Source organism: Microbacterium sp. NPDC056569 (assembly GCF_042793475.1).
Lineage (GTDB): Bacteria > Actinomycetota > Actinomycetes > Actinomycetales > Microbacteriaceae > Microbacterium.
In genome coordinates, this window is the sequence record NZ_JBHTUV010000006.1 from 1 (window position 1) to 26,646 (window position 26,646).

24 protein-coding genes are annotated in these 26,646 nt (G+C 70.2%); 17 read left to right on the forward strand and 7 right to left on the reverse strand.

The window, feature by feature from the left end:
• Positions 1 to 106: 106 nt before the first annotated feature.
• Genes ACFQ7C_RS08530 through ACFQ7C_RS08545 form a run of 4 tightly spaced genes read left to right on the forward strand, consistent with a single transcriptional unit; the run spans position 107 to position 5,934 of the window.
• Positions 107 to 1,078, forward strand: a complete 972-nt coding sequence (locus tag ACFQ7C_RS08530; protein ID WP_378899141.1) for a carbohydrate ABC transporter permease — start codon at positions 107 to 109, stop codon at positions 1,076 to 1,078.
• A complete protein-coding gene (locus ACFQ7C_RS08535; RefSeq protein ID WP_378899143.1) occupies positions 1,062 to 1,880 on the forward strand; it encodes a carbohydrate ABC transporter permease in 819 nt (272 codons plus the stop codon). The genes ACFQ7C_RS08530 and ACFQ7C_RS08535 overlap by 17 nt, the downstream gene beginning before the upstream one ends.
• Complete coding sequence (locus ACFQ7C_RS08540; protein ID WP_378899145.1) at positions 1,877 to 4,930, forward strand: glycoside hydrolase family 2 TIM barrel-domain containing protein; 3,054 nt, start codon at positions 1,877 to 1,879, stop codon at positions 4,928 to 4,930. The genes ACFQ7C_RS08535 and ACFQ7C_RS08540 overlap by 4 nt, the downstream gene beginning before the upstream one ends.
• Positions 4,931 to 4,932: 2 nt before the next feature.
• Positions 4,933 to 5,934, forward strand: a complete 1,002-nt coding sequence (locus ACFQ7C_RS08545; protein ID WP_378899147.1) for a LacI family DNA-binding transcriptional regulator — start codon at positions 4,933 to 4,935, stop codon at positions 5,932 to 5,934.
• Positions 5,935 to 5,946: 12 nt separating this feature from the next.
• On the opposite strand, the gene ACFQ7C_RS08550 is transcribed toward ACFQ7C_RS08545, so the two are convergent.
• Together ACFQ7C_RS08550 and ACFQ7C_RS08555 are read right to left on the reverse strand one after the other, a co-directional pair.
• On the reverse strand, positions 5,947 to 6,825 hold the full coding sequence (locus ACFQ7C_RS08550; protein ID WP_378899149.1) for an HAD family hydrolase: 879 nt from the start codon (positions 6,823 to 6,825) through the stop codon (positions 5,947 to 5,949).
• A 1-nt stretch (position 6,826) separates the two neighbouring features.
• On the reverse strand, positions 6,827 to 7,465 hold the full coding sequence (locus ACFQ7C_RS08555; RefSeq protein WP_378899151.1) for a LysE family translocator: 639 nt from the start codon (positions 7,463 to 7,465) through the stop codon (positions 6,827 to 6,829).
• 100 nt (positions 7,466 to 7,565) lie between these two features.
• Between ACFQ7C_RS08555 and rlmN the strand changes: the two genes are divergently transcribed.
• The 7 genes from rlmN to ACFQ7C_RS08590 all read left to right on the forward strand — a co-directional run bounded on the left by rlmN (position 7,566) and on the right by ACFQ7C_RS08590 (position 16,698).
• Positions 7,566 to 8,807 carry a 23S rRNA (adenine(2503)-C(2))-methyltransferase RlmN gene (gene rlmN, locus ACFQ7C_RS08560; RefSeq protein WP_378899153.1) on the forward strand — a complete coding sequence of 414 codons (1,242 nt, stop codon included), beginning with the start codon at positions 7,566 to 7,568 and terminating at the stop codon, positions 8,805 to 8,807.
• 89 nt (positions 8,808 to 8,896) lie between these two features.
• Positions 8,897 to 10,504: a DUF4407 domain-containing protein gene (locus ACFQ7C_RS08565; RefSeq protein WP_378899155.1), complete on the forward strand. Its 1,608-nt coding sequence runs from the start codon at positions 8,897 to 8,899 to the stop codon at positions 10,502 to 10,504.
• Positions 10,505 to 10,747: 243 nt separating this feature from the next.
• Positions 10,748 to 12,481 (forward strand): ABC transporter ATP-binding protein, encoded by a 1,734-nt coding sequence (locus tag ACFQ7C_RS08570; protein ID WP_378899589.1) that lies wholly within the window; start codon positions 10,748 to 10,750, stop codon positions 12,479 to 12,481.
• Positions 12,478 to 14,625 carry an ABC transporter ATP-binding protein gene (locus ACFQ7C_RS08575; protein WP_378899157.1) on the forward strand — a complete coding sequence of 716 codons (2,148 nt, stop codon included), beginning with the start codon at positions 12,478 to 12,480 and terminating at the stop codon, positions 14,623 to 14,625. The genes ACFQ7C_RS08570 and ACFQ7C_RS08575 overlap by 4 nt, the downstream gene beginning before the upstream one ends.
• 53 nt (positions 14,626 to 14,678) lie before the next feature.
• Entirely contained in the window at positions 14,679 to 15,692 is a 1,014-nt protein-coding gene (locus ACFQ7C_RS08580) for an aldo/keto reductase family protein (RefSeq protein WP_378899159.1), read from the forward strand.
• Positions 15,693 to 15,695: 3 nt separating this feature from the next.
• The gene (locus ACFQ7C_RS08585; RefSeq protein WP_378899161.1) at positions 15,696 to 16,175 is read left to right on the forward strand and encodes an NUDIX domain-containing protein; all 480 of its coding nucleotides are present in this window, start codon (positions 15,696 to 15,698) and stop codon (positions 16,173 to 16,175) included.
• A gap of 160 nt (positions 16,176 to 16,335) precedes the next feature.
• On the forward strand, positions 16,336 to 16,698 hold the full coding sequence (locus ACFQ7C_RS08590) for a VOC family protein (protein ID WP_378899163.1): 363 nt from the start codon (positions 16,336 to 16,338) through the stop codon (positions 16,696 to 16,698).
• A gap of 107 nt (positions 16,699 to 16,805) precedes the next feature.
• On the opposite strand, the gene ACFQ7C_RS08595 is transcribed toward ACFQ7C_RS08590, so the two are convergent.
• From ACFQ7C_RS08595 to ACFQ7C_RS08610, 4 genes are read right to left on the reverse strand one after another with little or no spacing between them, the layout of a single operon-like run.
• The gene (locus ACFQ7C_RS08595; protein ID WP_378899165.1) at positions 16,806 to 17,336 is read right to left on the reverse strand and encodes a ribonuclease H; all 531 of its coding nucleotides are present in this window, start codon (positions 17,334 to 17,336) and stop codon (positions 16,806 to 16,808) included.
• A gap of 10 nt (positions 17,337 to 17,346) precedes the next feature.
• On the reverse strand, positions 17,347 to 17,871 hold the full coding sequence (locus ACFQ7C_RS08600; RefSeq protein WP_378899167.1) for a GbsR/MarR family transcriptional regulator: 525 nt from the start codon (positions 17,869 to 17,871) through the stop codon (positions 17,347 to 17,349).
• An 8-nt stretch (positions 17,872 to 17,879) separates the two neighbouring features.
• Positions 17,880 to 19,499, reverse strand: a complete 1,620-nt coding sequence (locus ACFQ7C_RS08605) for an ABC transporter permease (protein ID WP_378899169.1) — start codon at positions 19,497 to 19,499, stop codon at positions 17,880 to 17,882.
• Positions 19,496 to 20,425: an ATP-binding cassette domain-containing protein gene (locus ACFQ7C_RS08610; RefSeq protein WP_378899170.1), complete on the reverse strand. Its 930-nt coding sequence runs from the start codon at positions 20,423 to 20,425 to the stop codon at positions 19,496 to 19,498. The genes ACFQ7C_RS08605 and ACFQ7C_RS08610 overlap by 4 nt, the downstream gene beginning before the upstream one ends.
• An 84-nt stretch (positions 20,426 to 20,509) precedes the next feature.
• On the opposite strand from ACFQ7C_RS08610, the gene ACFQ7C_RS08615 reads away from it, so the two are divergent.
• Positions 20,510 to 20,929 (forward strand): DUF1801 domain-containing protein, encoded by a 420-nt coding sequence (locus ACFQ7C_RS08615; RefSeq protein WP_378899172.1) that lies wholly within the window; start codon positions 20,510 to 20,512, stop codon positions 20,927 to 20,929.
• A gap of 41 nt (positions 20,930 to 20,970) precedes the next feature.
• On the opposite strand, the gene ACFQ7C_RS08620 is transcribed toward ACFQ7C_RS08615, so the two are convergent.
• Positions 20,971 to 21,534, reverse strand: a complete 564-nt coding sequence (locus tag ACFQ7C_RS08620) for a hypothetical protein (protein WP_378899174.1) — start codon at positions 21,532 to 21,534, stop codon at positions 20,971 to 20,973.
• Between the two features lie 212 nt (positions 21,535 to 21,746).
• Here ACFQ7C_RS08620 and ACFQ7C_RS08625 point away from each other — a divergent pair, with 212 nt between their 5' ends.
• The 5 genes from ACFQ7C_RS08625 to ACFQ7C_RS08645 are packed head-to-tail and all read left to right on the forward strand — an operon-like array spanning position 21,747 to position 26,534.
• Positions 21,747 to 22,439 (forward strand): GntR family transcriptional regulator, encoded by a 693-nt coding sequence (locus ACFQ7C_RS08625; protein ID WP_378899592.1) that lies wholly within the window; start codon positions 21,747 to 21,749, stop codon positions 22,437 to 22,439.
• Positions 22,436 to 23,962, forward strand: coding sequence for an MmgE/PrpD family protein (locus ACFQ7C_RS08630; RefSeq protein ID WP_378899176.1), 1,527 nt, complete (start codon positions 22,436 to 22,438; stop codon positions 23,960 to 23,962). Before ACFQ7C_RS08625 ends, ACFQ7C_RS08630 begins: the two co-directional genes overlap by 4 nt.
• Positions 23,962 to 24,861: a methylisocitrate lyase gene (gene prpB / locus ACFQ7C_RS08635; protein ID WP_378899178.1), complete on the forward strand. Its 900-nt coding sequence runs from the start codon at positions 23,962 to 23,964 to the stop codon at positions 24,859 to 24,861. Before ACFQ7C_RS08630 ends, prpB begins: the two co-directional genes overlap by 1 nt.
• Positions 24,862 to 24,883: 22 nt before the next feature.
• A complete protein-coding gene (locus tag ACFQ7C_RS08640) occupies positions 24,884 to 26,074 on the forward strand; it encodes a bifunctional 2-methylcitrate synthase/citrate synthase (protein ID WP_378899180.1) in 1,191 nt (396 codons plus the stop codon).
• A 4-nt stretch (positions 26,075 to 26,078) separates the two neighbouring features.
• Positions 26,079 to 26,534 (forward strand): hotdog fold thioesterase, encoded by a 456-nt coding sequence (locus ACFQ7C_RS08645; protein ID WP_378899182.1) that lies wholly within the window; start codon positions 26,079 to 26,081, stop codon positions 26,532 to 26,534.
• Positions 26,535 to 26,646 lie beyond the last annotated feature (112 nt).

A 26,646-nucleotide genomic window follows, 5' to 3' on the forward strand; every position in this document is an offset into this window, starting at 1 on the left:
GTGTGGGCGTTGGCGTGCCCCGTGGCGCGGGGCCGGCGGGGGGGCGACGCGGGCGGGCCGGACCGGAACCCGTGATCCCGACCGCCCGAGGAAAGAGACGACGCCCGTGGCCTCCGACGTGAAGACACGCACCAAGACTCCGAGCAGGCGCAAGCAGCCGCCGCCGCTCGACAACTACATCGGCCACCGCAAGCCGTGGCTCGACAACGCGCGCCGCCGCAGCCTCACCGGCTGGGGGTTCCTGCTCCCGGCGGCGCTGCTCATCCTGTTCATGAGCTTCATCCCGATGGCGCAGGCGTTCGTCCTGTCGCTGCAGACGGGACGCGGCACGCGCCTCGAGTTCGCCGATCCGCTCTGGTACAACTACCAGCGCCTGCTGGACGACGACGTCTTCCGCCTCACCCTCACGAACACGTTCATCTACCTGATCATCCAGGTGCCGATCATGCTGACGCTGGCCCTGGTGCTGGCGAACCTGCTGAACAATCCCAAGCTGCGGTTCAAGGCGCTGTGGCGGACGGCGATCTTCCTGCCGTGCGCGGTGTCGCTGGTGTCGTACTCCCTGGTGTTCCGGACGCTGTTCGCCGGTGACGGCTTCGTCAACGACATGCTGTTGTCGATCGGAGTGATCGGCGGCCCGATCAACTGGCTCGGCCAGCCCGAGACGGCCCGGTTCGTGATCATCCTCGGGCTGCTGTGGCGCTGGACCGGCTACAACATGGTGTTCTACCTCGCAGCCCTGCAGAACATCGACCACTCGAGCGTCGAGGCAGCCCGCATGGACGGGGCCAACGCATGGCAGACCTTCTGGTACGTCACGGTGCCCCAGCTGAAGCCCATGATCGTGCTCACCGCGATCCTCTCGATCAACGGAACCCTGCAGATGTTCGACGAGTCGTGGGCGCTGACCCAGGGCGGGCCGGCGCACCAGACCATGTCGATGGCGCACTACCTCTACGAGGTGTCGTTCCAGAAGAACCCGAACTTCGGCTACGCGGCGGCGATCTCGTACGTGATCCTCATGCTCGTCGCCATCCTCTCGTTCATCCAGATGAAGGTCGGTGACAAGCGTGATTAACAAGCTGCGCAGCCTTCCCGGGTACGCCCTGCTGGCGATCTGGGCGCTGTTCTCGATCTTCCCGCTCTACTTCATGGCCGTCTCGGCCACCAACACGAGCCAGGACGTGCTCTCGTCACGGATGCTGCCGGGCACCGCTCTCCTGGAGAACATCGGCGTGCTCTTCTCGACGCAGGACGTCGTGGGCGCGATGACGAACTCGTTCCTCATCGCGGTGGGCACGACGATCCTCGCGCTGACGGTGTGCTCCATCGCCGGCTACGGGTTCGAGGTGTACCACTCGAAGGCCAAGGACGCCGTCATGGCGATCCTGCTGCTCGCGATCATGATCCCGTTCGCCGCCACGATGATCCCGCTGTTCCAGCTGTTCGCGCGGGTCGGCATGGTCAACTCGCTGTGGGCGGTCATCATCCCGATGATCTCGACGCCGTTCCTCATCCTGCTGTTCCGGCAGGCGTCGCGCTCGTTCCCGCACGACATCATCGAGGCGGCGCGCATCGACGGCCTGAGCGAGCTGTCGATCTTCGCGCGGATCTACGTTCCGACGATGCGCTCGACGTTCGCGGCCGCCGCCGTGATCACGTTCATGATGGCGTGGAACAACTTCCTGTGGCCGAAGGTGATCCTCGTCAACAACAGCGTGCTCACGATGCCGATGCTCACCGCGAACATCAGCGCCGGCTACGTGACCGACTACGGCGTGCTGATGCTCGCCGTGCTGCTGTCGTCGCTGCCGACGATGATCGTGTTCTTCCTCCTGCAGCGGCAGTTCGCGCAGGGCATCACGGGGGCGGTCAAGTGACTCTCGACTCCATCGGCACTCGCAGCGCACGCCTCGAGGACCCGGCGTTCGATGCCGCACGCATCGCCGATCCTCGGTTCGTCGAGGAGAACCGCCGGCCGGCCCACTCGGACCACCGGTGGTTCCGGACGGCGGCCGAGGCCGCCGACGGCGTCAGCGGATACGAGCAGTCGCTCAGCGGCCGCTGGAAGATCCACTACGCGAAGAATCCGGCCGCCGCGCCTGCGGGCTTCTTCCACCCCGAGTACGACTGCGACAGCTGGGACGACATCCCGGTGCCCGCGCACATCCAGCTGCACGGCTACGACCGCCCGCAGTACGTCAACGTCCAGTACCCGTGGGACGGCGTCGAGCAGATCGAGCCGGGCGAGGTGCCCGAGCGCTACAACCCGGTCGCGTCGTACGTGAAGACCTTCGTCCTCGACCGGCCGGTCGAGGACGGCGAGACGGTGAGCATCAGCTTCCTGGGAGCCGAGAGCGCGATCGCCGTCTGGCTCAACGGGCGCTACCTCGGGTACGCCACCGACAGCTTCACCCCGTCGGAGTTCGACGTGACCGGTGCCCTGGTCCAGGGGGAGAACAAGCTCGCCGCGCAGGTGTTCAAGTTCTCGAGCGGCTCGTGGCTCGAGGACCAGGACTTCTTCCGGTTCTCCGGGCTGTTCCGCGACGTCGTCGTCCACCGGCGTCCGTCCGCGCACGTGGAAGACCTCCGCGTCGACGTCCACCTCGCCCACGACGACGCGACCGCTGACATCGGGCTGCGCGTCGACCTGCGCGGGGAGGGGAGCGTTCGGGCGCGCCTGGTCGGAGTCGGAGACCTCGAGGACCGCGGCGACGGCGGCTTCGGCATCCGTCTCGAGAATCCCCGGCTGTGGAGCCCCGAGGATCCGTGGCTCTACGAGATCGAGCTCGAGGTGCGGGACGCCGCGGCCGACGCGGTCGAGGTCGTCCTGCAGCGCGTCGGCGTGCGGCGCTTCGCGATCGAGGAGGGGCTGCTGAAGCTCAACGGGCGGCGCGTCGTCTTCTTCGGGGTGAACCGGCACGAGTTCGGCCTCGCCGGGCGCGTGCAGACCGCGGCCGAGATCGAGGCGGATCTGCTCGCGCTCAAGGCGGTCGGCGTGAACGCCGTCCGCACCAGCCACTACCCGAACAGCACCGTGTTCTACGAGCTCGCCGACAGGCACGGGCTGATGGTCATCGACGAGATGAACCTCGAGAGCCACGGCGTGTGGGACCGCATCCGCAAGCTCGGGGCGCCCATCGAGGACGCCGTTCCCGGCGACCGCCCGGAATGGCTGCCGGCGCTGCTCGACCGCGCCGCGAGCATGTACGAGCGCGACAAGAACCACCCGAGCGTCGTGATGTGGTCGCTGGGCAACGAGTCGTTCGGCGGGACGAATCTGCGCGACGTCGCCGCGTACTTCCGCGAGGTCGACAGCCGTCCGGTGCACTACGAGGGCGTGTTCTGGGACCCGCGCTACGAGGAGACGACCGACGTCGCGAGTCAGATGTACACGCCCGCGGCCGAGGTCGAGGAGTATCTGCGCCACCGCCGCGACAAGCCGTTCATCCTGTGCGAGTACGCGCACGCCATGGGCAACTCGTTCGGCGCCGTCGACGAGTACATCGAGCTCGCCTACCGCGAGCCGCTGTTCCAGGGCGGGTTCATCTGGGACTTCGCCGACCAGGCGATCGCGCTCACGGACCGGCACGGCAAGGAGTACTTCGGCTACGGCGGCGACTTCGGAGACTCCCCGAACGACGCCGAGTTCTGCGGCAACGGCATCTTCTTCACGGACCACACGCCGACGCCGAAGCTCCAGGAGGTCGCCTACCTCTACCAGGGCTTGCGCATCCGCATCGACGACGACGGCTTCACGGTGCACAACCGTCTGCTGTCGACGTCCAGCGCCGCGTACCGCTGCGTCGTGACGCTCTCGCGCGAGGGGCGGATGCTGCGCCGCGAAGAGGTCGAGACCGGCATCGCCGCCGGCGAGACGGGTCGCGTCGCCCTTCCCGTCGTGGTCCCCGCCGAGCCCGGCGAGTACGCGATCGACGTGTCGTTCCGCCTGAGGGCGGCGACGGCGTGGGCTCCGGAAGGACACGAGGTCGCCCACGAGCAGCGCGTCGTCCCGGTCGGATCGCCGCCCGCGCGGGTCGCTGCGCCGGCGCCCGAGCTCATCCGGGGCGCGCACAACATCGGAGTGCGCGGTCCCGGATTCAGCGCGCTGTTCTCGACGCTGTACGGCGGGCTCACCTCCTACCGGTTCGGCATGACGTCGGACGGCGGGCGGGAGCTTCTGACCGGGATGCCGCGGCCGCACTTCTGGCACGCGCCGACGTCGAACGAGCGCGGCTGGGAGGCGCCCTTCGAGGACGGCCAGTGGCTGCTCGCCAGCCGCTACGGGCGCGTGCGCGAGCCGCTGACCCGCACGCGGGTGGAGACCGACGAGACCGCCGTGACGGTGACGTACGAGTACGAGCTGCCGACGCGGCCGGCGACGACCTGCGACGTCTCGTACCGCGTCGACGGGTCGGGTCGCGTCGAGGTGACGCAGACCCTGCACCTGGTCGAGGGCCTGCCGAGCCTGCCCGAGTTCGGGATGCTGCTCACCACGCTGCCGGAGTTCCGCCGGCTGCGCTGGTACGGCGACGGCCCGGAGGAGTGCTACATCGACCGCCGCGGCGGGGCGCGCCTGAGCGTGTACGATCGCGACGTGACGACGGAGCTCACCCCGTACCTGCGTCCGCAGGAGGCGGGAAGCCGCACGGGGGTGCGGTGGGCCGAGGTCACGGACGGCAGGGGAGCGGGGCTGCGCGTCGAGTCCGACGGCGCCATGGAGTTCTCGGCCCTGCCGTGGACGCCCGACGAAGTGGAGAACGCCCTGCACCACACCGAGCTCCCGCCGATCCACCGCACCGTCCTGCGGCCGGCGCTCATGCGGCGCGGCGTGGGCGGCGACGACTCGTGGGGTGCGCGCACGCTGGCGCAGTATCGCCTCCCCACCACCGGCGACCTCGTGTTCGACTTCGCGTTCCGAGGGATCTGAGAGTGCAGGAACGCCGCACCTCCCTGCGGGACGTTGCGCAGGCCGTCGGCGTCTCCGTGCAGACGGTCTCGCGCGTCGCGAACGGCGAGCCCAACGTGGCGCCCGAGAAGCGCGAGCTGGTCCTCGCGAAGATGCGCGAGCTGGGCTACCGGCCCAATGCGGCGGCGCGTGCGATCCGGCGGGGGTCCTTCCGCACGGTCGGCGTCGTCTACCACAGCCTCCATTCCGTGGGCACGCATCGCTCGCTGGAGGAGATCTCCGAGCGGGCCGCCGAGAGCGGCTATGCGACGACGCTCATGCCGTTGGCCGCCTCCTCCGGGCAGGCGGCCAACGGCGCGTTCACGCGCCTGGGCGAGATGGCGGTCGACGTGCTCATCGTCATCCTGCCCGCGCCGTTCGGGGTCGACGAGGCGCTGCAGCTTCCCGAGGGAGTGCCGGCGGTGATCCTCGGGCCGCCCCTCGTGGAGGGCGTCGCGACCGTCGACTTCGATCAGCTCGTCGGCGCGCGCCAGGCCGTCCGCTACCTGCTCGACCTGGGCCACCGCACGGTGCATCACATCACCGGACCGCCGGGCTCGTTCTCCGCCGCATCCCGGCTCGACGCCTGGCGGGACGTGCTGACGCAGGAGGGCCGTGCCCTTCCCGCGACGCGGCCCGGCGACTGGAGCCCGCGCTCGGGCTACCACGCGATGCGGCAGCTGCTCGCCGAGGAGCGACCCACCGCCGTCTTCGCCGCGAACGACCAGATGGCGCTGGGCGCCTACCGCGCGATCATCGAGGCCGGCCTCCGGATCCCCGAGGACGTCTCGGTCCTGGGATTCGACGACATCGACGAGGCGGAGATGTTCGCGCCGCCCCTCACCACGGTGCGCCAGGACTGGGGGCTGCTCGGCCGCGAGTCGCTGCGCGTCGCGCTCGAGATGGAAGGCGGCGCGCCACCCGAGCACGTCGACCTGGCGACCCAGCTGGTGCTGCGCGCCTCCACTGCCGCGCCCGCGGGCTGAGCGGCCCGGGGCTCAGATCAGGCCGAGGCGGCGGAACGCGTTCGCGATCCCGTCGTCGAGCACGTCCGTCGTGACGAAGTCGGCGAGCTCCTTGAGCTCGGGCCGCGCGTTTCCCATCGCGACCGAGACGCCGCACACCTGGAACATCTCGATGTCGTTCCAGCTGTCGCCGATGGCGACGGCGTCCGCGGCCGCCATGCCGAGACGGGCGAGCAGCAGCTCGATCGCCGAGCCCTTGGTCGTCTCGCGCTCGCTGATCTCGCCGTTCGAGCCGCCGGGCAGCGGCATGCTCCCCGGCACGATCAGGAACTCGTCGCCGAGGTCCTCGCGCAGCTCCTCGAGACCCTCCGGGTGGTCGCTGACGAACACGGCCTTGTCGATGCGCGTCAGGTCGGCCTCGTCGACGCTCGGGAAGGTGCGCTGCGCGAGACCCACGAGCGAGTCCTCGGGCCGCACCTTCTCGCCCGCCGCCTCACGCGCCTCGAGCGCGGCCGCGTAGTCGCGCATCAGCTCGGCCATGTCGTCGCTCGCGTAGACGGCATCACGGGTCTGCAGGAAGTAGCGGATGCCGCGGCTGCGCAGCGCCGTCAGCATGCGGTCCGTCGCCTCCGGCGACAGCGGGCGGTCGACGACCACCTCCCCGTCGGACACGACGAGCGCACCCGAGTTCGTGACCGCGCCGTCGAAGCCGATCTCGGCGACGTCCGGATGGATGTCGGAGGCCGACCTCCCGGTGCTCAGGTAGACGAGGTGCCCCGCTTCGCGGACCGCGCGGATGGCCGGACCGGTCGACGGCGACACGTGCGAGCCGTGCTCGAGGATCGTGCCGTCGACGTCGAGGAAGATGATGCGCCGGCGGTCGGCAGCAGGCGGGGTCGAGGCATCCGTCATGTCAGTGCTTGTTCCCGGTGAAGAGGAGGATGCCGCCGAGGCCGATCATGAGGCCGCCCCCGGTGGCCGACAGGGTGGAGATGCGCTTCGGAGAGCGCCCGAACCATTCGCGCGCGCCCGCCGCGATGAGCGCCCAGATGCCGTCGGAGATGAGCGCGATGACGAAGAACACGAGTCCGAGCTCGATCATCTGCAGCGGGACCATGCCGGCGCTCAGGTCGACGAACTGGGGGAGCACGGCGACGAAGAACGCGATCGTCTTCGGGTTCGTGATGCCGACGACGAACCCCTCGCCGAGCTGGCGCCAGGCCGAGCGGGGGAGTGCTCCGCCGTTCGCCTCCGCGGCGGCGCGATGGCGGTGCCGGATCGCCTGCACGCCGAGGTACATGAGATAGAGGGCACCGGCGACCTTGACGATCGTGAACAGCACGACCGACTGCGCGACGACGCCCCCCACGCCGATGGCGACGAGGCCGATGATCGGCAGCAGGCCGAGGGCGTTGCCGAGCACGCTGAGCAGCCCGCCGATGCGGCCGAGGGCGAGCGCGCGCCCGATCGTGAACAGCACGCTCGGGCCCGGGATCACGATCAGGACGAGGGCGGCGAGCGTGAAGGCGAGAAGGTTCTCGACGGGGACCACGAGACGACGATAGCCCGACGCTGCGACACGCGCGGTGCTGCAGCATCCGTTCCCGGCGGCATCGGGCTTCGTCCAGACGGGTCCGCGTACCCTGGAGCACATGACCGATTCGCCTGTTCGCACGACGAAACCCCGCCAGGTGCGTCCGGCGACCGAGGGATGGACGCAGAAGAAGGATGCCGAGGGGCGGCCCCTCCTCCAGTTCGCGAGTCCGAAGCGCGGCAAGCCGCCGGTGCACCTGGCGGACTTCACCCCCGAGCAGCGCGTGGAGAAGGTCAAGGAGCTCGGGCTTCCCGGCTTCCGGGCGAAGCAGCTCGAGAAGCACTACTTCCAGCACTGGACCCACAACCCCGCCGACATGACGGACCTCCCCGCCGACGGCCGCGAGGAGTTCGTGCACGGCATGCTGCCGGCCCTCCTCACCGAGGTGCGACGCCTCGAGACCGACCGGGGCGACACCATCAAGTTCCTGTGGAAGCTGCACGACGGCGCGCTCGTCGAGTCCGTGCTCATGCGCTACCCCGGCCGCATCACGCTGTGCGTCTCGTCGCAGGCCGGCTGCGGCATGAACTGCCCCTTCTGCGCCACCGGGCAGGCGGGCCTCACCCGCAACATGTCGGCCGGCGAGATCGTCGAGCAGGTCGTGCGCGCCAACCGCCTCATCGCCGACGGCGGCCTCGGCGGCAAGAAGAAGGACGACAACTCCGCCGAGCGGGTGTCGAACATCGTCTTCATGGGCATGGGCGAGCCGCTCGCGAACTACGCGCGCGTCATGCAGGCGGTGCGCGTGATGACCGACAAGCAGCACGGCCTCGGCATGAGCGCGCGCGGCATCACGGTCTCGACCGTCGGTCTCGTGCCGGCGATCACGAAGCTCGCGCAGGAGGACATCCCGGTCACGTTCGCCCTGTCGCTGCACGCGCCCGACGACAAGCTGCGCGACGAGCTCATCCCGGTCAACTCGCGCTGGAAGGTCGATGAGGCGCTCGACGCCGCGCGTGCGTACTTCGACAAGACCGGGCGCCGCGTGTCGATCGAGTACGCCCTCATCAAGGACATGAACGACCACGGCTGGCGCGCCGACCTCCTCGCCGAGAAGCTGAACGCGCGCGGCCGCGGGTGGGTGCATGTGAACCCGATCCCGCTGAACCCGACGCCCGGCTCGATCTGGACCGCGTCCGAGGTCGCCGTGCAGAACGAGTTCGTGCGCCGCCTCAACGACGCCGGCATCCCGACGACCCTCCGCGACACCCGCGGCAAGGAGATCGACGGCGCCTGCGGCCAGCTCGTCGCCACCGAGGAGGACGAGGCGGTCGCCGCCGTCACCCCGCTCGAGGACTGAGATCCCGGATGCCGCGGGCACGCGGCATCCGTCCTCTCACACGCCTCTAATACACCTGCCGCACAGGTAGCCCCCTCTAGGGTGTGCGGATGTCTTCTTACTCCGCACACCGGCCGGGCCGGTTCGGCTCCGACGGCCGGATCGAGTTCGAGACGGACGGCGAGCAGACCGAGGATCTGTACCTCGATGACGTGCGCGCGCAGCAGGCGGCCGGGGAGCCCGGGGACGATCGCGTCGACGACGGCCCCGAGGACCCGTTCCCCGTGACGCGCGACCTGCTCGAGGACGCACTGGCGATGAACCCGACCCGGCCGGTGGCCGTGGCCGAGCCGGTGGCGGAGCGCGAGGCGACGATCGGCGAGTGGGGTGCGATCGATGAGCCGCGGCACGACGAGCCCGTCGCCGACGAACCTGTGGTCGCGGGGCAGCCGGAGGCGGCAGCATCCGTTCCTCCCGTGCGGGCGAAGCGCGCGAAGCGTCCGCGTCGAGAGCGGACCTCGGGATGGCGCAAGCTCGCGATCCTCGGCGGTGCGGACGGATCGGTGCTCGACGAGGTGCCGACCGAGACACCGCGCTTCGTGCAGATGTTCTTCGTGATCGCGGGCACCGCGCTCATCTCGGCGATCTCCATGTACTTCGCGCTCACCACCGGCGTGCAGATCGTCGCGTGGGGCGCGCTGCCGCTCGCGATCGTGTGGGCGCTCATCATCTTCAACCTCGACCGGTTCCTCACCTCGACGATGCGCTCCTCGCAGAGCATCGGACGGCTGATCGCGCTCGCCATCCCTCGCGTCATCATGGCCGCGGTCATCGGCATCGTCGTGGCCGAGCCGCTCGTGCTGCAGATCTTCCACAACGACATCGCGCGCGAGGTCAACGCGACGAACATCACGCAGGCGCAGTCGGATCAGGACGCCGTCACCGCCGGGCCCGAGAAGCAGGCGCTGGATGCCGCGAGCGAGCGTGTCGCGGCCCTCGAGAGCCAGGCCGCGAGCGGCGTCGTGGCGGGCGCCGACACGACGTCGGCGTCGGCGGCGTCGGCGCAGCAGACCGTGGACGACCTCACCGCGAAGCTGGCCGCGCAGCAGCAGGTCATCGACCAGGCGCGCGCGATCTACCAGTGCGAGCTCACCGGACAGGGCGCGGGCGAGGTGCCCGGCTGCAGCGGCGTCGCGGGTGAGGGGGCGAGCTCGGATGCCGCCGAGGCGCAGCTCGCGGCGGCCCAGTCGGCGTACGACGACCTCAACTCGCAGCTGACGGCGGCGCAGGCGGACCTCGCCGGTGCGCAGGCGGCGGGCACCGCCGACGCGAGCGCCTCGGAGGAGGTCAACAAGCAGCAGGCGAAGGACGAGCTGCCCGGAGCGCGCGAGCAGTACCAGGCGGCGCTCGCCGCCTACGACGCGCGCGCGGCGGAGATCGCGAGCGGCAACTCCGGTGCGGTGGGCCTGCTGAGCCAGATCAGGGGGCTCGAGCGGCTGTCGGAGCGCGAGCCGACGCTCGCGTGGGCGCACTGGCTCATCGCCGGGCTGTTCTTCATGATCGAGCTGCTCCCCGTGCTGGTGAAGGTGCTCACGAGCTGGGGCGAGCCCTCGCTCTACGAGAAGGCCGACGCGCTGCGCCGCCAGGTCGCGCTCGACCGCGTGACCGCGCGCAGCTGGCGCGAGCGGGCCGGCATCGCGCAGGGCGCGGAGGCGTAGCGGCAGCATCCGTCTCCCCTTTCGCGAGTCGGGAGGGCGAGACGTGGGAGCGGTCTCGCGCGTCGCGATATATCGTGTTAGAGTGACCGGCGGGTCGCCGCTGGGAGGCGGCCACGCCTCCCCGTTCCGCCCTCAGTGAACGGGACTGCCGCGATGTCGGCGGCCCGTGCGAAGGTGGGTCGGCACCCTCAGATCCGCAGAGGCGGAGCCTTGCCATGGCTTCGCCGCGTCCGGGAGAACCTCGTGCTGGCAAGAATCCTCGTCCGATATCTGAAACCGTCCGGCTGGCTGCTGCTCGGCGTGCTGCTGTTCCAGTCGGCATCCGCCCTGGCTTCGCTGTACCTGCCCAGCCTCAACGCCGACATCATCGACAACGGCGTCTCGAAGGGCGACACCGAATACATCTGGCGCACCGGCATCGTCATGCTGACGGTGTCGCTGGGCCAGATCGTCGCGTCGATCATCGCGACCTACTTCGCCGCACGCGCCGCGATGAGACTCGGCCGCGACATCCGCGACGACATCTTCGAGCGCGTCTCGGGCTTCTCCGAGCGCGAGGTCACCGGCTTCGGTGCGGGCTCCCTCATAACCCGCAACACGAACGACGTGCAGCAGGTGCAGATGCTCGCGATGATGGCCGCGACGTTCCTCGTCACGGCCCCGCTGCTCGCGATCGGCGGCATCGTGCTCGCGATCGAGCAGGCCGCGAGCCTCGCGTGGATCATCGCGATCGCCGTGCCGGTGCTCCTCGTGGTCGCCGGGTTGCTGATCGCCCGCATGGTTCCGCTGTTCCGCAGCTACCAGGGCAAGCTCGACGGCGTGAACCGCGTGATGCGGGAGCAGCTCACCGGCATCCGCGTCATCCGCGCGTTCGTCCGCGAGCCCATCGAAGAGGAGCGCTTCCGCGAGGCCAACACCGACATCATGATCGTCGGGCGCAAGGTCGGCTCGCTGTTCGTGGTGCTCTTCCCCGCGGTCATGCTGATCCTCAACGTCACCGTGATCGGCGTGATCTGGTTCGGCGGCATGCAGGTCGACAGCGGCGAGATCCAGATCGGCACGCTCTTCGCCTTCATGCAGTACGCCATGATCATCCTCTCGGGCGTGATGATGGCGAGCTTCATGACGCTGATGATCCCGCGCGCCGCGGTGTCGGCCGAGCGCGTCGGCGAGGTCCTCGCCACGCACTCGTCGCTCGAGCGCCCGGCCGACGCCGTCGCCGCGTTCCCGTCGCCGGGCACCGTGGAGTTCCGGGACGTCGCGTTCACCTACCCCGGCGCCGAGCACCCGATCCTCTCGGGCATCAGCTTCCACGCCGAGGCCGGCGAGACGGTCGCCATCGTCGGCTCGACCGGCGCCGGCAAGACCACGCTCGTGTCGCTCATCCCGCGCCTGTTCGACGTCACCGACGGCGTCGTCGAGGTCGGCGGCGTCGACGTGCGCCGCGCCGACCTCGACGCGCTGTGGAGCACGATCGGACTGGTTCCGCAGCGCCCGTTCCTGTTCTCGGGCACGATCGCGTCGAACCTGCGGTTCGGCCGCGAGGACGCGACGGACGCCGAGCTCTGGCGCGCGCTCGAGATCGCCCAGGCGAGCGACTTCGTGAGCCAGATGGACGCCGGCCTGGACGCGCCGATCGCCCAGGGCGGCACCAACGTGTCGGGCGGGCAGCGGCAGCGGCTCGCGATCGCGCGGGCCATCGTCCACCAGCCGCGCGTGCTGGTCTTCGACGACTCGTTCTCGGCGCTCGACCTCACCACCGATGCGCGGCTGAGACAGGCGCTGTGGCGGGAGCTTCCCGACGTCACCAAGATCGTCGTCGCCCAGCGCGTCTCGACGATCACCGACGCCGACCGCATCGTCGTCCTCGACGACGGCGGCATCGTGGGGATCGGCACGCACGAGCAGCTGCTCGAGACGAGCCAGACCTACCGCGAGATCGTCGAATCCCAGCTCGGAGCGGAGGTCGCCCGATGAGCGGCGAACAGCAGTCCAGCGCTGAACAGCAGTCGAAGGCCGAGAAGGCCACCCGCCGGCGCGTGCGCCAGGCCGTCGCGGAGCTCAGCGCCGAGGAGAAGGCCGAGATCGAGCTCGGCGAGCAGGCGCGCATCGCGGCCGACGACTGGAGCGGCGCCGTCGCCCCGGGCAAGGCCGCGCACTTCTGGCCCGCCTTCCGCCGGCTGATCGGGCTGCTGCGCCCGAACGCGTGGGCGTTCGTCTTCGTGTCGATCCTCGGCTCGATCGGCGTCGTGCTCGCGGTGCTGTCGCCCAAGGTGCTCGGCGAGGCGACCAACATCCTCTTCGAGGGTGTGGTGTCGTCGATGGCGCCCGCCGGCATGACCAAGGAGCAGGTCGTCCAGGGGCTCGAGGCCTCGGGGCAGCAGGACCTCGCCAACATCGTCTCGGCGATGGAGAACTTCGTGCCGGGCGCGGGCGTCGACTTCATGGCGCTCAGCCGCGTGCTGCTCATCGTGCTCGGGCTGTACTTCGCGTCCTCGCTGCTGATGTGGCTGCAGGGCTACGTGATCAACGTGATCATGGTGCGCGTCATGTGGCGCCTGCGCGAACAGGTCGAGGCGAAGATCAACCGCCTGCCGCTGCGCTACTTCGACCGCGTGCAGCGCGGCGAGCTGATCTCGCGGGTCACGAACGACATCGACAACATCACGCAGATGATGCAGCAGTCGCTGTCGCAGGCGCTGACGAGCGTGCTCACCGTCATCGGCGTGCTCATCATGATGCTGACGATCTCGTGGCAGCTGACGCTCGTGGTGCTGGTGAGCTTCCCGCTCATGGGCATCCTGTTCGGCGTCATCGGGCCGCGCTCGCAGAAGGCGTTCGGCATCCAATGGCGCAAGGTCGGCCGCCTCAACGCGCGCGTCGAGGAGTCGTTCTCCGGCCACGCGCTGGTCAAGGTCTTCGGCCGGGAGCAGGCGTCGCGCGAGGCGTTCCGCGAAGAGAACGAGGAGCTCTACCAGGCCTCGTTCAAGGCGCAGTTCCTGTCGAACATCATGATGCCCGCGATGATGTTCATCGGGAACCTGACCTACGTCGGCATCGCGGTCTTCGGTGCGCTGATGGTCGCCGGGGGGCAGCTGCGGCTCGGCGACGTGCAGGCGTTCATCCAGTACTCGCAGCAGTTCACCCAGCCGCTGGCAGAGCTCGGCGGCATGGCCGCCGTCGTGCAGTCGGGCACCGCTTCGGCCGAGCGCGTGTTCGAGCTGCTGGACGAGCCCGAGCAGGAGCCCGACGCCGAGGACGCCCCCGCGCTGGTCGAGGGCGACGGCACCATCGAATTCCAGGACGTCGCCTTCTCGTACTCGGCCGACCGGCCGCTCATCCACGACCTGTCGTTCCGGGTCGAGCCCGGCCAGACGGTCGCGATCGTGGGTCCGACGGGTGCCGGCAAGACGACGCTGGTGAACCTGCTGATGCGCTTCTACGAGCTCGACGGCGGCCGGATCCTCCTCAACGGGCAGAACATCGCCGAGCTCACGCGACGCGACATCCGCGCGCAGACCGGCATGGTGCTGCAGGACCCGTGGCTGTTCGCCGGCACGATCCGCGAGAACGTCCGCTACGGCCGCGCCGACGCCACCGACGACGAGATCCTCGCCGCCGCCCGGGCGACGTACGTCGACCGGTTCGTGCACTCGCTGCCCGACGGATACGACACGCTCCTCGACGAGGACGCGTCGAACATCTCGGCCGGCGAGAAGCAGCTCATCACGATCGCGCGCGCGTTCGTGGCGCAGCCCTCGGTGCTGATCCTCGACGAGGCGACGAGCTCCGTCGACACCCGCACCGAGCTGCTGCTGCAGCACGCGATGGCCGCCCTGCGCGAGGGACGCACGTCCTTCGTGATCGCGCACCGCCTGTCGACCATCCGCGACGCCGATCTCATCCTCGTGATGGAGAACGGCGGGATCGTCGAGAAGGGCACCCACGACGACCTCATCGCGGCCAAGGGCGCGTACTTCCGTCTGTACAACTCGCAGTTCGAGCAGGCCGCAGCCGATCTCGACGAGGAGGCGCGCGCCCTCGCCATCGACGCGGAGTCCGGCGAGCCCGCCGGGGCGGCGGACGACGCGGTGGAGGACGAGACCGCACCGGTCGTGTGACGAGATGACGCCGCCCGTCCCGACGTGACCGCCGGGGCGGGTAGCGTTTTCTCATGGTCAATTACCGGTACCTCGGAAACAGCGGTCTCAAGGTCAGCGAGATCACCTACGGCAACTGGGTCACCCACGGCTCGCAGGTCGACGACTCCGCCGCCATCGCGACGGTCCACGCGGCGCTCGACGCCGGCATCACCACGTTCGACACCGCCGACGTCTACGCCAACACGGCCGCCGAGGAGGTCCTCGGCAAGGCGCTGTCCGGTCAGCGCCGCGAATCCCTCGAGATCTTCACCAAGGTCTACTTCCCGACCGGCCCGCAGGGGCCCAACGACACCGGTCTCAGCCGCAAGCACATCTTCGAGTCCATCAACGGGTCGCTGAAGCGTCTCGGCACCGACTATGTCGACCTCTACCAGGCGCACCGGTTCGACTACGAGACGCCGCTCGAAGAGACGTTCCAGGCGTTCGCCGACGTCGTGCGCCAGGGCAAGGCCCTCTACATCGGCGTCTCGGAGTGGACCGCCGAGCAGCTGCGCGAGGGACACGCCCTCGCCAAGAGCTACGGCGTGCAGCTCATCTCCAACCAGCCGCAGTACTCGGCGCTGTGGCGCGTCATCGAGGGCAAGGTCGTGCCCGCGTCGGAGGAGCTCGGCATCTCGCAGATCGTGTGGTCGCCGATGGCGCAGGGCGTCCTGTCGGGCAAGTACCTGCCCGGCCAGCCCGTTCCCGAGGGCTCGCGCGCGACCGACGACAAGAGCGGTGCGCGCTTCATCCAGTCGTTCCTCCGCGACGAGGTGCTCGAAGCGGTGCAGCGCCTGAAGCCCGTCGCAGAGCAGGCGGACCTGTCGATGCCGCAGCTCGCCATCGCGTGGGTGCTGCAGAACAAGAACGTCGCGTCGGCGCTGGTCGGGGCATCCCGTCCCGAGCAGCTGGCCGAGACGGTGAAGGCCTCGGGCGTCGTGCTCGACGCCGACACCCTCGCGGCGGTCGACGCCGCCCTCGGCGACGTCGTGTTCAGCGATCCCGAGGACACCTACACGGTCTCGCCCAAGACCCGTATCGTCTGAGCCGTGATCACCAGCGCCGGCATCCTGCTCTACCGGGTCGCGCCAGAACCTGAGGTGCTCATCGCGCACATGGGCGGGCCGTTCTGGGCGAGCAAGGATGCCGGCGCGTGGTCTGTCCCGAAGGGCGAGTTCGTCGAGGGGGAGGAGGGCGCGCTGGATGCTGCGCGCCGCGAGTTCCGCGAAGAGCTCGGCATCGATCCGCCTGAGCCGCCCTACGCCGAGCTCGGCACGTTCGCGTACTCGTCGGGCAAGCGCGTGACGGTGTTCGTCGCCGACGGCACGGGGTTCTCGCTCGACGGGCTCGAGTTCGGCGAGTTCGAGCTGGAGTGGCCGCCGCGCTCCGGGAAGACGGCGAGCTTCCCCGAGGTCGACCGCGTCGAGTGGGCCGACCTCGATGCCGCACGCGAACGCCTGGTGAAGGGCCAGCGTCCGGCGATCGACGCCCTCGAGCGCCATCTCGCCGACGCCGCCTCCTCCGTCTGACCCGGCCCCACCCCGCCGCATTTCCGCGAGAGTGCAGCGGGCGGACGAGAGGGTGGTTGGTTTCCCTCCCTCTCGGCCACCAGCTGTTCTCTCGCGGGGTCTTGTGGGGGATGGGCGGGCGGCGGAGACTGACCGGGTCCGGCCCGAACGAGGGAGATCCATGGCTCACGGCGACATCACTCACATCGACATCCCGGTCAGTGACCTCAAGGACGGCGCCGAGTTCTACTCCGGCCTCTTCGGCTGGCAGATCGCGGAGGTGCCGGGCTTCGAGGGCTACCCCATGTGGCGGGCTCCGAACGGGATCTCGGGCGGCGGACTGGGGCTGCGCGAGGAAGGCTTCACGAACACGCGCTCCTACGTCGAGGTGGACTCCATCGACGACACGGTGGCGAAGGCGAACGCATCCGGCGGCAGCCTCGTGCGGGAGAAGGCCGAGATCACGCCGACGAGCTGGTGGGCGGTCATCGCCGACCCCGACGGCAACCAGATCGGCCTCTTCGAAGGCACGATGGCGGGCTGAGCCCTCTACTGCCGCAGTTTCCTGCGATCGCGCCGCAAATCGGTGCAACGGTTGCAGGAAAGTGCAGCAATTGCGCGCCCGAGCCGCTTGAGGCTGGCCCCGGGCCCTCAGCGCCCGTTCTTCGGGCGTGCCGAGACGTCGATGCGGTCCTGCGCGCCCAGCGACGACCACGCGCTCGCGGTGCCCTTCGCGGCATGCTCCGACGCGCGCACCGCGCGCTCGTCCGCCCAGGCGTTGAGCACGTGGCCGGAGTGGCCCCGCACGTGCTCGAGCTCGACGTCGGGCAGGCCGGCGGCGCGCCTCGCATCGCGCGCCGCGATGAGCTGCTCGAGGATGTCGACGTTCTTCGTCGGCGCGCCCGTCGAGGTCTTCCAGCCGCGGCGGCGGTGGCCGTCCATCCACTTCGTGTACGTGTCGATCGCGTACTTCGAGTCGGCCTGCACGACCAGGTTCGCGACGTCGGCGTGGTCCTCGATGGCCTTCAGCAGCCCGGTCAGCTCGCCGATGTTGTTCGTTCCCGAGGGGATCGACCCGGCGGCCCAGTGCCCGTCCTCCCCGACCCAGGCCCAGCCCGTCGGTCCGGGGTTGCCCTTGCAGGCTCCGTCGGTGGCAACGATGTAGCGGGGCGCGTCGGTCACTCGGGCAAGGCTACCCGCCCGCCGCGGCCTCGCCGCCCGCCCCCGGCCCCGATCCTTCGCCGCCGGGCGCGCCTGGCGCGTCGCGCCCCGCGCGCCACTCGGCGGCGAGCTGCGGCATCCGTTCCGCGAGATACCGCAAGAAGTCGGCGATCTCGTGCGCCCGCGCGGCCGAGGCGGGTGCCGTGGGGTTCTCGTCGGCGATGCGGTCGAGCGAGGCCGCGAGTGTGCTGTAGAGGGGCGCGTTCGCCGCGATCATGCCCGACCACGAGTCCTCTGCGAGGTCGTACCGGTCGCGGCGGTCGCCCGGGCGCGAGAGCCGGTGGATGAGCCGCATCGAGACGAGGTAGCGCACGGCCCCCGAGACCGCGGCGGCCGAGACGCCGAGGCGGTCGGCGAGGTCGGCGGCGGTGTACCCCTCGTCGGGCGATCCGGCGAGGGCCATCATGACCCGCGCCGGCATGCGCGGCATGCCCACGGCGGTGAGCATCGCGGCCGCCTGCTCGGCCGCCTCGGCGCCGGGGTGCTCGTTCGTCATCGCACCGCTCATCCCGCCGAGGCCAGTTCGCGCCGGCGCATGAAGGCGAGAGCGGTGCCGACCCCCACCGCCGTCGCCGGCACCAGCCACCACAGCCCTCGCAGATCGACGTCGTCACCGTCGACGAGCGGCGCCACCGCGATGGGCGACAGGTGCACCAGCCACTCGGGGAACTGGAACAGGGGCCCGAAGAGTCCCAGCATCATGCCGAGCAGCACGAGGGACCAGCCCAGTGCGATCGTCGCGCGCGGCACCAGCACGAACGCGAGCGCGGTGACGGCGAGGAAGACGGATGCTGCCGCCACCTGCCCCGCGCCGGTCACGAGCACCGTCCGCATGAGCGCCCAGTCGCCGTCCTGGCCCGCCAGTCCCAGCGCAGCCCCGCCGATCGCCGCGGCGACGACGAGGACGATGCCGATGAGGGCGATGACGAGGTAGTCGGCGAGCCACCGCACGCGCCCGACCGGTGCGGCAAGGAGCGGCTCGGCCGTGCCGTGCGCCTCCTCCTGCCGTGCCCGGCACACGATCTGCACGGCGCAGCACGCCGCGAGCACGCCGAGCATGGTGAAGAAGGTGGTGATCGTGCCCTGCTCGACACTGCCGTCGCCCGAGATCTGCCGCAGGATGTCTTCGACGGCGGGGTTGGAGGCGCCCACCTCCTGGACGATCGACGCGAGCGAGGTCGACAGCATCCCGGTGAGGAGTCCTCCGACGGTCCAGCCGAGCACCGCGCCGCGGGTGAGCCGCCACACCAGGCCACCGGGGGTGGACAGGACCGGCGAGGCCGCTGCGCGCCCGAGCCGCTCGGCGACGAAGCTCCCGCCGAGGTCGCGGGCCGAGACGAGCACCCCCGACACGACCGCCAGCACGACCCCGACGCCCAGGCACAGCAGTACCGGCCACCAGAGGTTCTCGTCGAACGCCCGCGTGTTCTCACCCCACCCGAACGGCGAGAGCCACGTCATCCACGAGCTCTCCATGCGCGTGAGGTCGTCGCTCGGTGTGCCGACGGCGTTGCCGATGCCGGACACAACGAAGGTGACCACGATGGTCCACACAGCCGCCGAGTTGGCGCCGCGCGAGGTCCGCAGGAGCTGAGCGCTGAAGAGCCCGACGCCGAGGAAGGTCACGCCGACGGCACCCGTCGCGGCACCTGCCAGCACCGAACCCTCGAGATCGAGCCCGACCGCGAGGAACGCCGCCGCGGTGAGCGCCGCCAGCAGCGTGTTCGCGAGCAGGCCGTGCAGCGCGGTGGCGAGGAACGGCAGGGTGCGCGCCGCAGGCGAGGCGGCGACGAGCTCGGCGCGGCCGGCCTCCTCGTCGCCGCGGGTGTGGCGGACCGCGAGGAAGGTGCTCATGAACGCGGCGAGCATCGCCAGCCACGGGAAGATCAGGAACACCATGAACGCACCCTCGGCGGCTCCCGACGGAAGGCCGCGGAAGAGCAGGATCACGGGGTTGGCGAGCGCGGCGGCCAGCAGGGAGGTGCGGTCCTGCTCGGTTCCGTAGGCATCGCTGACCCCGACGAACGACGCGTACGCGAGCAGCGCGGTGCCCGCCGCCCACAGCAGCACCTGGAGCCAGTCGCGTCGGGCGCGCTGGCCCATCAGCGCGACGAGGCGCTTCATCGTTCCTGCCCGTTGCCCTCGAGCGCGACGAGGTCGTCGCCGTAGTGCCGCAGGAACAGCTCCTCGAGCGAAGGCGGCGCGACCCGCAGGCCGGCGACGTTCCGGGCGGCCAGCTCCGGAAGCATCCCGGCGACCGCGTCGCTGTCGACCGTGAAGCGCACCCGTCCGTCATCGGCCACGACGTCGTGGGCCGCCGCGATGCCGGCTGCGGCCGCAGCATCCGTCCCCTCGAACGACACCTCCGTGCGCGTGAGGTGACGGAGGTCCGCGAGCGTGCCCGACTCGACCACGCGTCCGGCGCGGATGATCGAGACGCGGTCGCACAGCTGCTCGACCTCGGAGAGGATGTGGCTCGACAGGAGCACCGTCGCGCCGGCGCCTCGCACGCGGGCGATCTCGTGGCGGAACATCACCTCCATGAGCGGGTCGAGGCCGCTCGTCGGCTCGTCGAGGATGTAGAGGTCGGCGGGCACGGCGAAGGCGGCGATGAGCGCGACCTTCTGCCGATTGCCCTTGGAGTACGCGCGGCCCTTCTTGCGCGGATCGAACTGGAACGCCTCGGCGAGACGTTTCTTCTCGGCCGCGTAGGCCTTGTCGTGCCGCGACGCTCCGCGCAGGCGTGCCATGAGGTCGATCGCCTCGCCGCCGGACAGGTTCGGCCACACGCTGACGTCGCCGGGCACGTACGCGATGCGGCGGTGGAGGGCGACGGCGTCGCGCCAGGGATCCTTGCCGAAGACGGATGCTGCGCCCCCGGTCTTGCGCGCGAGCCCCAGCAGGACGCGGATCGTGGTGGACTTGCCGGCGCCGTTGGGGCCGAGGAAGCCGTGCACCTGCCCCTCGTCGACGGCGAGGTCGAGGCCGTCGAGAGCGTGGACGCGGCCGTAGTGCTTGGTGAGGCCCGTCGTGCGGATGACTGTGGTCATGGCGCAGACGCTACGCTCGATTCACAAATTCCTGAATATTCCTCACGCTTTCCTCACGGGTGGAGCCGGGATACGTTCGCGTACATGGCCGCAGGCATCGTCACCACCGACTCGGTCCCGTTCCGCGCGATCCTCGAGGGCCGCTCCGAGGAGGTGCGCGACATCGCCTCGGCCACGCGCGGGCTGATCTTCGACGTCCTGCCGCAGACCGTCGAGGTCGTGTGGCCCGCGCAGCGCAGCTCGGGCTACGGCACGGGCCCGAAGAAGAACTCCGAGCAGTTCGCGTGGATCCTCGCCCACGCGGCGCACGTCGCGCTGGCGTTCCCGTACGGCGCGGAGCTCGACGACCCCGCCGGGCTCCTGGGCGGCACCGGCGCGAGGGTGCGCAACGTGCGGCTCGCCTCACTCGAGGACGTCGCCCGGCCCGAGCTGCGGGCGCTGCTGGAGCACGCGATCGGGCACCGCGTGCCCCCGCCTCCGGTCGAGGTGACCGTCGCCGACTGATCCGCGACGGGCCGCGCCGAACGGCGACCGATCACCGGACGTCAGTCGACGACCGCTCGGAGATCCGCGCAGAAGTCGCGGTCCGCGGTGTCGAACTGACCCTTGCTGTCGCCGCCGAGGAACTCGAGGAACTCCCCGTCGGCGTCGACCAGGATCGTCGCGAAGGTCCGCCCGACATCCTTGAAGAGCTTCCTGCCGTCGTCGTCGTAGTACTGCGTCGGGCCCGTGAACAGGATCGTGATCGTCAGGGTGCCGTCGCCGTTGTCGGCCACACGCTGGTCCTTCTCCTGTCCCTGCCACACGGAGCTGAACACCTTGCCGTTCTCGGTGTTCATCCAGCTCGCTTCACGGCGGATGGTGGATGCGCCGTAGAAGACGCCGTGGCGTTCGACGCCCCGGAAGGTCCCGTGCGCGTCCTCCGTGTAGAGCACGTCATACGGGATGTCGGGGCACCAGTCCTCGTGCTCCTCTTGCTCGATGTGCTCGATGTGCTCGGTCCAGTGGTCGATCTCGGGCGGTGCCGCCACGGCTGCCGGCGCCCCCAGTGCCAGCAGGAGTGCTGCCGATGCGGCGGATGCTGCCGCCAGAGCGCGCGAGTGCTTCATGGTCTTCCCCGCTCTTCCGGGCCCGCCTGGGTGTCGGGCCACCCACCGCGGACGATACTCGCGGGCACTCCCGGCCGACACTGGGCGAACACCGTAGGGTGTGCGGGCGTCGGGGTTTATGTATACCGCGTTGAACAATCTGAGATCTCACATGCCTTGAACGCCCTTTTATGTATACACTGGCCGAGGCGTCGAACGAGGAGGTGGTGCGGATGCGGGCCAGCGATCGTGCCTATGCGACCCTCCTCGACGAGATCCAGTCCGGTGTCCTGCGGCCCGGCGCCGTGCTCGGCGAGGTCGAGCAGGCCGCGCGCCTCGGCGTCAGCCGCACCCCTCTGCGCGAAGCGCTCGGCCGCCTGGCCGGCGACGGACTGGTGGCGCAGCAGTCTCCGCGCGTGACGGTGGTGACGGCGATCGACGCCGACGACATCCGCGAGATCTTCGAGGTGCGCCGCGCCCTCGAGCAGTCCGCCGCGCGGCTCGCCGCGGAGCGGGGCGATGCCGCCGCCTTCGCCGAGCTCGCCCTCGAGTTCGCGCGGGTCGACCTCGACGGCGGCGGGGCGGGCGCCGACGGCCGCGACGCCTACTACGCGCTCATCGCCGACTTCGACCTCGCGCTGGATGCTGCGGTGGCGAACGACTATCTCACCGCCGCGCTGCGAACGGTCCGCACACATCTCGTCAGGGTGCGACGGCTCGCACGCGACAATCCCGCGCGGCTCGCAGCATCCGTCGCCGAGCACCGTCTCATCGCGACGGCGATCGCCGCGCGCGACGCCGACCTCGCCGCGCACGCGACGCACGTGCACCTGCACAACGCCCTGCACAGCATCCTCGAGTCACTCACCGCAGCGGCTCCTGCCGATCTCCACGACTCCGCGCTCGACCTGAAAGGCCAGCCATGACCGTCATCCACCACCTCCGCGTCCACCGCAGCGACGAGAACCTCGCGCGCGAGGGGCAGCTCGCGTGGCACATCGCCGAAGTCGCCGCCGACCCCGTCGAAGTCGACCAGGACGTCGTCGACATGATCATCAACCGCGTCATCGACAACGCGGCGGTGGCCGCAGCATCCCTCACCCGTGCTCCCGTGAGCGCCGCCCGCCAGCAGGCCCTCGACCACGCCGTGTCGGTCGGCGGCTCGGGCGCCACCGTCTTCGGCTGCGCGCTCGACCGCAAGACGAGCCCGGAGTGGGCGGCGTGGGCGAACGGCGTGGCGGTGCGCGAGCTGGACTACCACGACACGTTCCTCGCGGCCGACTACTCGCACCCCGGCGACAACATCCCGCCGATCGTCGCGGTCGCCCAGCACGTCGGCGCCGACGGCGCCGCGCTCGTGCGCGGGCTCGCCACCGGGTACGAGATCCAGATCGACCTGGTGCGGGCGATCAGCCTGCACAAGCACAAGATCGACCACGTCGCGCACCTCGGTCCGTCGGCCGCGGCCGGCATCGGCACACTGCTCGGCCTCGACGTCGAGACGATCTACCAGGCCGTCGGCCAGGCCCTGCACACCACCACCGCCACGCGTCAGTCGCGCAAGGGCGAGATCTCGACGTGGAAGGCGCACGCCCCCGCGTTCGCGGGCAAGATGGCGGTCGAGGCGGTCGACCGCGCGATGCGCGGCGAGACGTCGCCGAGCCCGATCTACGAGGGCGAGGACGGCGTGATCGCGTGGCTGCTCGACGGACCGGATGCCTCGTACGAGGTGCCGCTGCCGGGTCAGGGCGAGCCCAAGCGCGGCATCCTCGACTCGTACACGAAGGAGCACTCGGCCGAATACCAGGCGCAGGCGTGGATCGACCTGGCGCGAAAGCTCCACGGCGAGCACCCGGAGCTCGCGGACCCCGCGAACGTCGAGGCGATCGTGCTGCACACCTCGCACCACACGCACTACGTGATCGGCTCGGGCGCCAACGACCCGCAGAAGTACGACCCGACGGCGTCGCGCGAGACGCTCGACCACTCGATCCCGTACATCTTCGCGGTCGCGCTCCAGGACGGCGGCTGGCACCACGTCGACTCCTACCTCCCGTCGCGAGCCGGCCGGGAGGACACGGTTGCGCTGTGGCACAAGATCACCACCGCCGAAGACGAGGAGTGGACCCGCCGGTACCACTCGGAGGACCCGGACGAGAAGGCGTTCGGCGGCCGCGTCGAGATCCGCCTGACGGGCGGCGAGACCATCGAGGACGAGATCGCCGTCGCCGACGCCCACCCGCTCGGCGCGCGGCCGTTCGTGCGCGAGGACTACGTCCGCAAGTTCCGCCTGCTCGCCGAGCCGGTGCTCTCGGCCGACGAGATCGAGCGCTTCCTCGGGCTCGCCGAGCGCCTGCCCGAGCTCACCGCCGACGAGGTGCAGCAGCTCACGATCGTCGCCGACTTCGGCGTGCTCGCCGCGGCGCCGGCGCCGAAGGGACTCTTCTGATGCTGTACTCCACCGTGCCGGCACACGAGAAGCGGCGGCTGTTCCGCGAGCGGCTCGCGTCCGGCGAGCTGCTGAGGTTTCCGGGCGCATTCAACCCGCTGAGCGCCCGGCTCATCGAGCGCAAGGGATTCGAGGGCGTCTACATCTCGGGCGCCGTGCTCAGCGCCGACCTCGGTCTTCCCGACATCGGTCTCACGACCCTCACCGAGGTGGCGGCGCGGGGCCAGCAGATCGCGCGCATGACCGACCTGCCGGCGATCATCGACGCCGACACCGGCTTCGGCGAGCCGATGAACGTCGCCCGCACGATCCAGACCCTCGAAGACGCCGGCCTCGCCGGCACGCACATCGAGGACCAGATCAACCCGAAGCGCTGCGGTCACCTGGACGGCAAGGCCGTGGTCGACGAGGACACCGCGGTCAAGCGCATCCGCGCCGCCGCGGATGCGCGTCGCGATCCGAACTTCCTGATCATGGCGCGCACCGACATCCGTGCGGTGGAGGGGTTGGATGCCGCCACCGACCGTGCGAGGGCGCTCGTCGACGCGGGGGCCGACGCGATCTTCCCCGAGGCGATGCGCACGCTCGAGGAGTTCGCCGCGATCCGGGCCGCCGTGGACGTGCCGATCCTCGCGAACATGACCGAGTTCGGCAAGTCCGAGCTGTTTTCGGTCGACCAGCTGCGGAGCGTCGGCGTCAACATCGTGATCTGGCCGGTCTCGCTGCTGCGCATCGCCATGGGCGCAGCATCCCGCGCTCTCGATACGCTCATCGACGACGGACACCTCACCTCCAAGCTCGGCGAGATGCAGCACCGCGCCGACCTCTACGACCTCATCGACTACGAGCAGTACAACCACTTCGACCAGGACGTCTTCAACTTCCAGATCCAGCGCTGAGTCACGACCCGAAGGAGCAGTCATGACCGATCCCGACATCAAGAAGGGCCTCGCGGGGGTCGTCGTGGACTACACGGCGGTCTCGAAGGTCAACCCCGAGACCAACTCGCTGCTGTACCGGGGCTACCCGGTGCAGGAGCTCGCGGCGACGCAGCCCTTCGAGGCCGTCGCCTACCTGCTGTGGCACGGCGAGCTTCCGACGGACGTGCAGCTGGCGCAGCTGCGCGCGACCGAGCGCGCCTACCGGCACCTGCCCGCCGACGTGCGCGCCGCCATCGACCTCGTGCCGATCGACGCGCACCCGATGGACGAGGTGCGGACCGCCGTGAGCCTGATCGGCGCGCGCGACCTCGCCGGCACCGGCTCGGTGCTCGAGGTGAGCGGGAGCGAGGAGGAGAACCTGGCGCGCAGCGTGCGTCTGTTCGCCGTGCTCCCCGCGATCGTCGCCTATGGTCAGCGCCGCCGGCGCGGCCTGCAGCCGGTCGCCCCGCGCGACGACCTGGACTACGCCGCGAACTTCCTGTGGATGACGTTCGACGAGCAGGCCGACGACATCGTGGTCGACGCCTTCAACCGCTCGATGATCCTCTACGCCGAGCACTCGTTCAACGCCTCCACCTTCACCGCCCGTGTCGTGACGTCGACCCTCAGCGACCTGTACTCGGCGGTCGTCGCGGCGATCGGCGCGCTGAAGGGCCCGCTGCACGGCGGTGCCAACGAGGCCGTGCTGCACATCTTCGACGAGATCGGCACGGCCGAGAACGTCGGTCCGTGGCTCGATCAGGCTCTCGCCGAGAAGCGCAAGATCATGGGCTTCGGCCACCGCGTGTACAAGCGCGGCGACTCGCGCGTGCCCACGATGAAGGCGGCGCTCGACACCCTCGTCGAGCACTACGACCGCCCCGAGGTGGCCGCGCTCTACGACACTCTCGAGAGCGAGTTCGTGAGCCGCAAGGGCATCTACCCGAACCTGGACTACCCGTCGGGTCCGGCGTACAACCTCATCGGGTTCGACACGCTCACCTTCACACCGCTGTTCGTGGCGGCGCGCGTCACAGGGTGGACGGCCCACATCATGGAGCAGCTCGGCTCGAACGCGCTCATCCGCCCGCTGTCGGAGTACAACGGCCCGGCCGAGCGCCACATCGAGGGCTACGTCGCGGATGCCGCGCACCAGGCCGCCGCCGACCGTGAAGAGGAAGCCGCAGGGTGAGGCCGTGAGCCTGTGGTTCGGCGACGTCGCCGGCATCGACCTCTCGGCGATGGCGCCGGGCACGCTCATCGAGAACCTCGGCATTGAGATCGTCGCGATCCGTGACGACGCGCTGGTGGGACGGATGCCGGTGGACCACCGTTCCGTCCAGCCCGCGGGCGTGCTGCACGGCGGGGCCTCGGTCGCGCTCGCCGAGACGCTCGCGTCGTGGGCCGGCTACCTCGCCGTGGACCGCGAGCGGTTCCACGTCGTGGGCATGGAGATCAACGCCAACCACCTGCGCCCCATCTCGTCGGGCTGGGTCGTCGGCACCGTGACGCCGATCGCCGTCGGACGCCGCGTGCACGTGTGGGAGATCCGCATCGCCGACGAGGCCGGCCGTCTCGTCTGCATCTCGCGCTGCACCCTCGCGGTCATCGAGCAGCGCAGCACCTACGCGACTCCGGACGCGCGCTCGTGATGACGGATGCTGCCGCCTCCGCCCGAGCGGCGGGCCGCAGCATCCGTCCTCCGGCGCGCAGACGTGGCGCAACACGCCGAATCGGAGGTCGCGACGCGGCGCGTCGCGACCC